Source organism: Tepidiphilus sp. HLB4, from assembly GCF_054823945.1.
The window spans coordinates 17,492-27,085 of record NZ_JSYB01000048.1 but is presented as its reverse complement, the minus strand read 5'-3'; the positions used below and the strand labels follow the sequence as shown (position 1 = coordinate 27,085).

10 protein-coding genes are annotated in these 9,594 nt (G+C 65.5%); 3 read left to right on the top strand and 7 right to left on the bottom strand.

From position 1 onward, the window contains the following. The 3 genes from OA56_RS08510 to OA56_RS08500 all read left to right on the top strand — a co-directional run. Nucleotides 1-364, top strand: a 364-nt coding sequence (locus OA56_RS08510; protein ID WP_461584642.1) for a chaperone modulator CbpM, incomplete at its 5' end; no start/stop codon positions are given. Nucleotides 365-375: 11 nt separating this feature from the next. Continuing rightward, entirely contained in the window at nt 376-2,340 is a 1,965-nt protein-coding gene (ftsH, locus tag OA56_RS08505; protein WP_461584640.1) for an ATP-dependent zinc metalloprotease FtsH, read from the top strand. Then, nucleotides 2,333-3,154: a helical backbone metal receptor gene (locus OA56_RS08500; protein ID WP_055422967.1), complete on the top strand. Its 822-nt coding sequence runs from the start codon at nt 2,333-2,335 to the stop codon at nt 3,152-3,154. Before ftsH ends, OA56_RS08500 begins: the two co-directional genes overlap by 8 nt. A 171-nt stretch (nt 3,155-3,325) precedes the next feature. Here OA56_RS08500 and OA56_RS08495 read toward each other — a convergent pair whose 3' ends face one another. The 7 genes from OA56_RS08495 to OA56_RS08465 form a co-directional block, all read right to left on the bottom strand. After that, nucleotides 3,326-4,351: a porin gene (locus OA56_RS08495; protein WP_461584638.1), complete on the bottom strand. Its 1,026-nt coding sequence runs from the start codon at nt 4,349-4,351 to the stop codon at nt 3,326-3,328. A gap of 67 nt (nt 4,352-4,418) precedes the next feature. Beyond that, a complete protein-coding gene (locus OA56_RS08490; RefSeq protein WP_461584636.1) occupies nt 4,419-4,886 on the bottom strand; it encodes a ferritin-like domain-containing protein in 468 nt (155 codons plus the stop codon). A 40-nt stretch (nt 4,887-4,926) separates the two neighbouring features. Beyond that, on the bottom strand, nt 4,927-6,207 hold the full coding sequence (locus OA56_RS08485) for a DUF2325 domain-containing protein (protein WP_461584634.1): 1,281 nt from the start codon (nt 6,205-6,207) through the stop codon (nt 4,927-4,929). 201 nt (nt 6,208-6,408) lie between these two features. Beyond that, on the bottom strand, nt 6,409-6,648 hold the full coding sequence (locus OA56_RS08480) for a FeoC-like transcriptional regulator (protein WP_055422963.1): 240 nt from the start codon (nt 6,646-6,648) through the stop codon (nt 6,409-6,411). Next, the gene (gene feoB / locus OA56_RS08475; protein ID WP_055422962.1) at nt 6,645-8,969 is read right to left on the bottom strand and encodes a Fe(2+) transporter permease subunit FeoB; all 2,325 of its coding nucleotides are present in this window, start codon (nt 8,967-8,969) and stop codon (nt 6,645-6,647) included. Before feoB ends, OA56_RS08480 begins: the two co-directional genes overlap by 4 nt. Continuing rightward, nucleotides 8,966-9,196 (bottom strand): FeoA family protein, encoded by a 231-nt coding sequence (locus OA56_RS08470; RefSeq protein ID WP_055422986.1) that lies wholly within the window; start codon nt 9,194-9,196, stop codon nt 8,966-8,968. Before OA56_RS08470 ends, feoB begins: the two co-directional genes overlap by 4 nt. Then, nucleotides 9,183-9,461 (bottom strand): FeoA family protein, encoded by a 279-nt coding sequence (locus OA56_RS08465; protein WP_051240675.1) that lies wholly within the window; start codon nt 9,459-9,461, stop codon nt 9,183-9,185. Before OA56_RS08465 ends, OA56_RS08470 begins: the two co-directional genes overlap by 14 nt. Between the last annotated feature and the right edge of the window lie 133 nt (nt 9,462-9,594).

The following is a 9,594-nucleotide window of genomic DNA, read 5'->3' as shown; positions in this document are numbered from 1 at the left end:
CGCACTTTTGCGTACGTTTTTGAGAGCAGATGCGGCGATGAAGACGGCGATCGTGGTGCATTGCGAATGGCTGGGCGGCGAGCGCTGGCTCACGCTCGAAGAGTTGGCGCAGGCGGCAGGCGCCTCGCCTTCCTTCGTGCGCACCCTATGGGAGGAGGGTTTGATCGAGGCCGGGCAGGTCGAGGCCGGGGCGCCGCGCTTCGAGGGCGTGGCCTTGGAGCGGGTGCGCCGCATGCGCCGCCTGATGCGTGATTTCGAAGCGAGTTTCACCGCGGCGGCGATGATGATGGAGCTCATCGACGAGATCGAGCGGCTGCGGCGGCTACTCGAACGCGCCGGTATTCCCTGGCGCGACGAACCCTGAAGGGGAAGGGCATGAACGAAGAGCAATTGCGCAAGTGGAACGTCGGCTACTGGCTCATTGCCATCGCCCTGCTGCTTTTTTTGCAGAGCCAGTGGCAGGCGGCCAATACCGTAGAGACGGTGTCCTACCCGGAATTCGAGCAGGCGCTCGCCGAGGGGCGCGTGGCCGAGGTGATCATCGGCGACCGGGTGATCACCGGCCGCCTCAAGACGCCGGACGGCAGGAAGGTCGCCATCGCCACGGCGCGGGTCGAGCCGGATCTGGCCGCGCGGCTCGACCGCTACAACGTTCCCTATACCCGCGTCATCGAAAACACGTTCTTCCGCGATCTCCTCTCGTGGGTGGTCCCGGTGCTCGTCTTTTTCGCGCTGTGGTACTACGTGTTCCGGCGCGTGATCGAGAAGCAGGGCATGGGCGGGTTCATGTCGATCGGCAAGAGCCGCGCCAAGGTCTATGTCGAGCAGGATACCGGGGTCACGTTCGACGACGTGGCCGGCGTCGATGAGGCCAAAGCCGAACTCAAGGAGGTGGTGGAATTCCTGAAAGATCCGGCGCGCTACGGCCGGCTCGGGGCCCGCATGCCCAAGGGCGTGCTGCTCGTAGGACCTCCGGGCACCGGCAAGACGATGCTCGCCAAGGCGGTGGCAGGGGAGGCGAAAGTGCCGTTCTTCTCCATCACCGGTTCGGAATTCGTGGAGATGTTCGTCGGCGTGGGCGCGGCGCGGGTGCGCGACTTGTTCGAGCAGGCACGGAAGCACGCCCCGTGCATCATCTTCATCGACGAGATCGACGCGCTGGGGCGCGCCCGCGGGGCCTATCCGGGCTTCGGTGGGCACGACGAGAAAGAGCAGACGCTCAACCAGCTGCTCGCCGAGATGGACGGGTTCGATTCCTCGACCGGCATCGTGGTGCTGGCGGCCACCAACCGCCCAGAGATCCTCGATCCGGCGCTGCTGAGGCCCGGGCGCTTCGACCGGCAGATCCTGGTCGATCGGCCCGACAAGAACGGGCGGTTGCAGATCCTGAAGGTGCACGTCAAGAAGATTCGCCTGGCGCCGGAAGTCGACCTCGAGCAGATCGCAGCCATGACCACCGGTTTCAGCGGGGCGGATCTGGCCAACCTCGTCAATGAAGCGGCCATCGTCGCCACCCGCCGCGGAGCCGACGCCGTGGCCCAGTCCGATTTCACCGCCGCCTTCGAGCGCATCGTCGCCGGCCTGGAGAAGAAGACCCGGGTGCTGAGCGAGCGCGAGCGCCGGGTGGTGGCCTATCACGAGATCGGGCACGCGCTGGTGGCGCGCGCGCTGCCGGGAGCCGATCCGGTGCACAAGATCTCCATCGTGCCGCGGGGCATCGGTGCGCTCGGCTACACCCTGCAGCGTCCCTCCGAGGATCGCTACCTCATGACCCGCGAGGAGCTGCGCCACAAGATCATGGTGCTGCTCGGCGGGCGCGCCGCCGAGGTGCTCGTCTTCAATCGCCTTTCCACCGGCGCGGCCGACGATCTGATGCGGGCGACCCAGATCGCGCGCGACATGGTGACGCGCTACGGCATGGATGACGAGCTGGGCTTCGTGGTATTCGAGCAGAGCCGTCCGCGCTTCCTCGACGCGCAGGTTCCCATGCCGGGCGAGACCTTGGGGGTGTCGGAATCGCTGCACGAGCGCATCGATGCGGCGGTGCAGCGCATCGTCATGGAAGCCTTCGAATGCACCCTCGCCGTGCTCCGCGAGAACCGCGACCAGCTCGAGGCGGCGGCCCGGGAGTTGCTCGCCAAGGAAACCCTGGAGGAAGAGGACGTGGCGCGTCTGCTCTCCGGCTTGCGCCGACCGCCCTGCGTCGGGGAGATCGACGTCGGCGACGCCGCTGCGGCGGCAGGAGAATCCTCGACTTCGGCGGCCGCCTTGGCAGGCGGTCGACAGGGCGAAGAGGGCACGGTCGGAACCTCCTCGACGGGAGCTCCGCGAGATGGCTGAGGCCTTGTGGTACGACGCGCTCGGGGTGCCGCATCGCCGCGTCACGGGCACGCCGCGCATCGTCTCGCTGGTGCCTTCGCTCACCGAGACGCTCTTCGCTTTCAGTTTGGGCGAGGCGGTGGTGGGGCGCACCGGTTTTTGCGTCCATCCCGCCGAGGTGAAGGGGGTGCCGAAGGTGGGAGGGACCAAGGACGTGCGGCTCGAGCGCCTCTTCGCCCTCGAGCCGACGCACGTCATCGCCAACGTCGACGAGAACCGGCGCGAACAGGTCGAGGCGATCGCCGCGGCCGGCATCGAGGTGATCGTCACCCACCCCTGCCGCCTGGAAGACAACGTCGCGCTCTTTCGCCTGCTCGGCGGGGTGTTCGACCGCGAGGAGGCGGCGGACTACGCCGTGCAGGCCTTCGAATCGGTGCTGGAACTCGCGCGCACGATCGCCGCCTCCCTGCCGCCGGAGCGCGTGCTCTATCCGATCTGGCGCGGGCCGTGGATGACGGTGGCCCGCAGTACCTGGATCTCCGCCATGCTGGAAGCCGTCGGCTGGCAGACCTGGCCCGCGATCGAGGAACCCCGTTATCCCGTGATCGACGAAGAATCCGTCCACCGGGCGGGCATTGCACGGGTGCTGCTGCCTTCCGAACCCTATCGCTTCGGCGAGGAGCACGCCGAGGAGGCACGTCGCCTGCTCGGTGCGGACGTGCCGGTGACGCTCGTCGACGGCGAAATGGTGTCGTGGTACGGCACCCGCGCCATCTCGGGTCTGTGCTACCTCGCCGCCCTGCGTCGGGATCTGGCCGAAGCGCTTTCTGCCTGATGCCTTTGCCGGAAAGGGTATCCCGGGGGCGAGACCCTGTCGGGCTCAGAAGCGATGGTTCAGGCCGAGGTAGAAGAGGCTGGTATCGTCCACCTCGCCGTCGGCTTTGTGGCCATTGTCGTCCTGGCCGAGGGCGGTGGCCTGATCCCAGCGCAGATCGTCGTGGTCGACCTAGGTGTAGGCGGCGTAGACGGTGGTTCGCTTGGAGAGCGGATGCAGATACGCCGCGCCCAGCGACTTGGGCTTGACGCTGCCGCCCTCGCCCATGATGGCGTTGCCTCCGTCGAGCTTGGCCTGGCCATAGGCGAGGTTGAACGTGTCTTCGCCCACGACGGGGATGATGAGGCCGATCTGCCAGAGATCGACGTCGAACCCGCTGGCACCGAGCACGTCACGACCCTGCTGCCAGGAGCCGGCCAGGGTGGCAAAGCCGAAGTCGTAGGCTGCGCCCAGCATCCAGTCTTTCTGCGTCTCGTCTTCGCCGGAAGAGGCCTCGAGCCAGCCGCCGTCGTAGTGCGCCTTGTATTTGACGGCCTGGTAGATGGCCCCGATTTTCAAGGGGCCGTTCTCGTAGCGCAGGCCGAGGCCGTATTTGTCGTCGTCGGTGCGCGAGGCGCCGTGCGCCTGGTCCGTCTCGAGGTTGCCGGCCGAGTAGATGGCGCTCACGCCGACGGTCGCGAATTCGCCGGTGTAACCGACGGAGTTGTTCCAGCGCGCCGGGGCGTTGGGGGTGATCGTGAGGTTGGCCAGCTGCGAGAGCCAGTTCTGCGGGCTGGGCGTCATGCCTTGCAGGGCGTCGTAGGGGTCGGTGAAATACCCGGGGGCATATTGGCGCCCCAGGGCGATCTGGCCGAAGGCGCCTTTGAGGCCGACGTAGGCTTGCTGGGTGAAGGTTTCGCTGCCGGAGTTGGACGAGGAATCTTCCTCGCTCATGCAGCAGGATTTGCCGCTGTCGATGCTGAAGCCTTCCTCGAGGACGAAGACGGCTTTCAGGCCGGCTCCGAGTTCCTCTTCGCCGCGAAGACTGAAGAAGCTGTTGCCGATACCCCCGTCGTCGATGCCGGCGGTACTGTCACCCATCACCTTGCCGTATTTGAAGAAGGCGTCGGCCGAGCCGTAGAGTTGCACGCCCGATTGGGCGAGCGCCGGCAGGCAGAAGAGACTGGTGAGCGAGAGGGCGAGCGTTTTTCTGTACATCGTTTTTTCTCGGGGCTGATGAAGGATGGAAAACCGGGTCGTGTGTTGCTCACGACCCGGACAGGAGTCAATCGCGGAAAGGAGCGAGCTCGCCGGGGCGGCGCAACATCTTGTTGACTTCGTCGAAGTGCATTTCTTCCTCGACGATCATCTCTCGGGCGAATTCTTCGAGCAGAACGGATTTCCCTTGGGTGATTTTCAACAGATCATGATAACCCTGGAGCGCCAGGCGTTCGTGCTCGAGGCTTTCCCGCAGGATTTCCTCGATGTCATGACGTTGTGTTTCTAGGAGGGTGCCGATCTTGAGCGAGGGGTGCCCGCCAAGCAGCGTGATCAGCTCTCCGACCCGTTGCGCGTGATCGAGCCCGTCTTTGGCGTTGTCTTTGAGCCAAGAGACAATAGGGATGCGATTATACCCGTAGACCATGAGCGAATAATGCGTGTAGCGCACGACGCCGGCGAGCTCGACCTCGAGCACACGGTTGAGGGCTTCGATGGCGGCGGTACGGTCGGCGTCGGAGAGGGTGTCTATCATGATGAGATCCTTTCTGGATGGAAACAGGATTTATGTCAATTCAATTGGAGCTTGCTTCATCGGCGGCGTCTCTCGTGGTTTCATTCTCCTCGAGTCGGGGGAAAAGGGTACGGGCAAGCGCGGAGACGCTGGGATTGTCGACGAAGACGCAGCGTTTCCCTGTGCGTTTGCAGTGGTCCTTGACCCGCCAGTAGGCTTTGTGGCTGATGCATCCCGTCTGGCAAATGACGAGATCGGCTGCGGCGAGGTTGGCATCGAGCTGTCCGAGGTTGTCTTCCAGACCGCCATCGTGATGAACGAAGCGCCCGCCGATGCGTTCGATGATGCTGCGATAATCGGTGACGTTTCCGCTGCGTCCGCCTACGCAGAGGATGGTCTTGTCCTGTAGCTGCGGCTCGGCGGCGACGTGGGGCGAGGGTTGCCCGGCAGACGGACACGCTTCTGCACAGGTCGGCGCTTTGCTCCTGTGCTGCCGTGATGCGGCGAGTTCGGCCTGGGCCCGGCTGAGTTCTTGGCGCAGTGCGGCCAGTTGCTGCTCGAGCGCCTTGGTATGGGCTTTTTCCGCGTTGAGCTTGCGCTTGAGTTGCAGCCGGGGTTCGAGCTCGGGCAGCGTTTCGCGCACTTCCGCCAAGTCGCTGCGCAGGCACGCGATGGTGGTGTCGCGGCACAGCAGGGCGGCGCGCGCTTGCATCAGCTCTTGTCGGAGTCGTTCGAGTTCCTGGGTCTTCTCCGTCACGAGACGGGTACACCGTTCTTGCACTTTGCCGAGTTCGCGCAGCAGGGCGGCATTTTCCTGCATGAGCGCTTCGAAGCGGCTTCGCTCGACGCGGGTGGTGGCGCCGGCCTGGTGTTGCAGCATGTGCATCTCGCGACACAAGGCGAGTTCGAGCACGGGGGTGCAGCGCGGATGGGTGAGGGTGGCCCAGAAGGGACCGGCCACGTCTCCCTCGTCGACTGCTTCCTGCCACAGGGATTCGAGTGCTTCGCTCGTCTTGGCTGCCTTGTAGCGGCGGATCACGGTGGCGTAACGCCGGTCGAGTTCTTCTTGCAGCAGATCGGAGAGCCGGTTGCGACGGGTGCAGGCATTGACGGCGCCGACGTGCAGATCGTAATCCCCCAGCGGGGCTGTCTGGCTGAGCGCCTTGCCGACCAGTTTGCGCAGAAGCGGCAGCGGCAGGCAGACGCCGATCACGGGGCAGTGGCTTTCCCGCGACAATTCCCATAGCCGGCGCCGACGGGACCCGAGGCGGGAGAAGAGCGAGGGAGGTGGGGGCTCGAGGGTGAGCGCAGGCGTAGTCGTGGCGAAGGCGGTCTCGCACATGGCTTCATTCTCCTTGCGGCTGAAAACGGATATCGGATGCTGTTAAACGAATAGATAGTGCTATTGTAAACGATAACCATTTTCATTTGCAAGAACTATCGGGACTCCGCACCAAGAATTTGCTCCAGAGGAGCCGCGATTCAGCGCCCAAAAACTGGGTACTCCGCTTCTTACGGGGATATGAAGGAAGAGTTGCGGGGTTCAGGAGATACTACCAGAGGGTTCGATCCACTCGTAGATCTGCAGGCGTTTCGGGTCGCAGGCGCAGCAGCTCTTGCCGCAGGAGGAGCCGGCGGGAAGGCGCCGCACGCGGCCCTTGCGCTCGAGCGTGGCGAGCATGGCTTCGAGCGCCTCGGGGGCGGCCTGCAGTGCCGTGGCCAGATCGTCGAGGCTGGCGCGCCGCTGCTGGCGCAGGGTGTCGCTGAGGCGGGAGAGGATCATGCGGAACCCCCTTGGCGGACTGTCTTGGTGCCTCCGGCTGCCGCCGGGGAGAGGAATGCGCCGCCGCTGCGGCGCATGAGGAGATAGGCGAGGGCGAAGAACGCGGCGATGCCTGCGATCCACGCGGTCGAGGCGAGCGGCGCGCGGCTGAAGGTGGCCGCCTGATAGAAAAGCGTCGCTGTGGCCCAGGCGATGCCCGTCGTCCAGGCGACGACGAAGAGCGTCCAGCGCCGGCCGGATTCCTGGTAAACCGCAGCAGTGGCGGCGGTGCAGGGGGTGTAGAGCAGGATGAAGAGCAGGTAGGCAAGCGCTCCGACCGCGCCGTCGAAGCGCGCGGCCATGGCGCCGAAGGCGGCCTGCGAGACTTCCTCGTTTCCTTCTTCGGCCTGCCGCAGCCCCAACGGATCGGCCCAGGCGCCGAGCGCATCGGCGAGATTCTGCGGAATGGTGGCGAACGCCGCCGCAACCGCTTCGCCTAGAGAAAACGCGGCTTCCTCTTCTTGCGCCGCGCCGGCGTCTTCGGCGGCGAGCGCCGTATAGGTGGCGTTCAAGGTACCGATCACGGCTTCCTTGGCGAGCACGCCGGTGAAGATGCCCACCGTGGCGGGCCAGTTCTCTTCGGTGAGTCCCATGGGGGCGAAGACGGGGGAGAGGGTGCGGCCGACGGCGGCGAGCACGGACTTGTCGCTGTGCTCGTTGCCGTAGCTGCCGTCGGTGCCGATCGCGTTGAGGAAGTTGATGACTACGACCATGGGGACGATGAGCCGGCCAGCGCGCACGATGAAGGTCTTGAGGCGCTCCCAGGTGTGCAGCAGCACGCCGCGCGCGGTGGGCAGGTGGTAGGGCGGCAGCTCCATGATGAAAGGCGTGGCCTCGCCCTTGAGCAGGGTGTTTTTGAGGATGAGCCCGGTGAGCACCGCCACGGCGATGCCGATGAGGTAGAGGGCGAAGATGACGTTCTCGCCGCCCGTGGGGAAGAAGGCGGCGGCGAAGAGTGCATAGACGGGCAGGCGCGCGCCGCAGGACATGAAGGGGGCCATGGCGATCGTCATGAGGCGGTCGCGGCGGTGCTCCAGGGTGCGCGTGGCCATGATGGCCGGGACGTTGCAGCCGAAGCCGACGATGAGCGGCACGAAGCTCTTGCCCGGCAGCCCTACCCAGCGCATGAATCGGTCCATGACGAAGGCGGCGCGCGCCATGTAGCCCGAATCTTCGAGCATTGAGAGGAAAAGGTAGAGGAAGCCGATCACCGGGATGAAGGTGGCCACCGTCTGGATGCCACCGCCCACGCCGTGGGCGAGCAGCCCGGTGAGCCAGTCGGGCGAGCCGATGGCGTTGAGCGCCTCGGCGAAGCCATCGACGAAGATCGCCCCGGCGAGCTGGTCGAAGAAATCGATGAAGGCCCCGCCCACGCGGATCGTGAAGAGGAACATCAGGTACATCGCCACAAGGAAGATGGGGATTCCCAGGGCGCGGTTGAGCACGACGCGGTCGATCCGCTCGGTGAGGTCGGCCGGGGCTTGGCCGGCAACGTGCACGGCGTGATGCACGATGTCGTTGGCGAGGCTATAGCGGGCGTCTGCCACGAGGATGTCGAGTTCGCCGCCGAAACGCTCGGCAAGGGCTTGGGCGCGCCGGGCGAGGGGTTCGTCGACGCTCGCGCGCGCGAGCGCGTCGCCCTCGAGCAGCCGCACGGCGAGCCAGCGCGGGGACCAGCCTTTCTGCGCGGCGATCGGTTCGAGCTCGGGCACGAGTTCGGCGAGCGCCGTTTCCACTTCCTCCCCATAGGGAACGGCGCGCGGCTGGGGGGCGGTGACGATGGCTTGCCGGATCGCCGCCTTGAGCTCGGCGATGCCCCGGTTCTCGCTGGCGACGATCGGGACTACGGGGCAGCCGAGCCGCTCACTAAGCGCCGCCACGTCGATCTTCATGCCTTTCTTCTCGGCGACGTCGACCATGTTGAGCGCGACGAGCAGCGGCACCTGCATCTCCGCCAGCTGCAGCGTGAGGTAGAGATTGCGCTCGAGGTTGGCGGCGTCGACGACGTTGACCACGAGGTCGGCCTCGCCCGAGAGGACGTAATCGCGGGCGATGCGCTCGTCGAGCGAGATGTCTTCGCCCACGACGTCGAGCGAATAGGTGCCGGGCAGGTCGACCACCTCGACTTCATCGCCTTCGAAACGGTACTCGCCGGTCTTTTTCTCGACGGTGACGCCGGGCCAGTTGCCCACGCGCTGCTTGGCGCCGGTGAGCGCGTTGAAGAGCGTGGTCTTGCCGCAGTTGGGGTTGCCGACGAGGGCGATGGTGTAGGCGTTTTTCATTGGATTTTTTCCACCTCCACGGCGGCGGCTTCGCCCTTGCGCAGCGACAGGGAAAAGCCGCGGGTGCGGATCTCGAGCGGATCGCCCATGGGGGCAATGCGGGTGACGACGAGCTCGGCCCCGGGCGTGAGGCCCATCGCGAGCAGCTTGCGGCGGTAGGATTCGCCGCCGGGCGCATAGCCGGTGACGCGGGCGCGCTCGCCCACGGCGAGGTCACGCAGCAGCATGGGCATCGCGTTCCGCCACGAGGGATTCATGCACCAGGATCTTGTGCGCCATGCCGCCGCCGAGTGCGAAGCGCGTCTCGCCGCGCTTGACGACGAATTTTCCGCCCTCGCGTTGCTGCAAGGTGATCTCGCAGCCGACGTTCAAGCCGAGTTCGGTGAGACGGCGCGTGAATTCGGCGCCGCCGTGGAGCGCGGCGATGCGCAGGCGGCAACCGAGCGGGGCCACGGGAAGGGGAAAGGCTTTGGCGGCGGACTCAGGAACCATGGCAAGACTCCGGGTAGCGATGGGCAAATTCGATCGGTTGGATAGGCCTGATTGATTATAGTTCTCATTTACTGGCGTAGCAAGGGCTTTTTTTAAAATTTTGCACCGGATTTTTCTTTTTGCTGCAGTGGAC

Coding starts and splice junctions, on each gene's coding strand:
- OA56_RS08500 (WP_055422967.1), top strand. CDS start 2,333: ATGGCTGAGGCCTTGTGGTACGACGCGCTCGGGGTGCCGCATCGCCGC.
- OA56_RS08490 (WP_461584636.1), bottom strand. CDS start 4,886: ATGATAGACACCCTCTCCGACGCCGACCGTACCGCCGCCATCGAAGCC.
- OA56_RS08470 (WP_055422986.1), bottom strand. CDS start 9,196: ATGCTGCTGCGTGACCTCGCCGTGGGCGAGCGCGCCCGCGTCACCGGC.
- feoB (WP_055422962.1), bottom strand. CDS start 8,969: ATGAAAAACGCCTACACCATCGCCCTCGTCGGCAACCCCAACTGCGGC.
- OA56_RS08480 (WP_055422963.1), bottom strand. CDS start 6,648: ATGATCCTCTCCCGCCTCAGCGACACCCTGCGCCAGCAGCGGCGCGCC.
- OA56_RS08465 (WP_051240675.1), bottom strand. CDS start 9,461: ATGGTTCCTGAGTCCGCCGCCAAAGCCTTTCCCCTTCCCGTGGCCCCG.
- ftsH (WP_461584640.1), top strand. CDS start 376: ATGAACGAAGAGCAATTGCGCAAGTGGAACGTCGGCTACTGGCTCATT.
- OA56_RS08495 (WP_461584638.1), bottom strand. CDS start 4,351: ATGTACAGAAAAACGCTCGCCCTCTCGCTCACCAGTCTCTTCTGCCTG.
- OA56_RS08485 (WP_461584634.1), bottom strand. CDS start 6,207: ATGTGCGAGACCGCCTTCGCCACGACTACGCCTGCGCTCACCCTCGAG.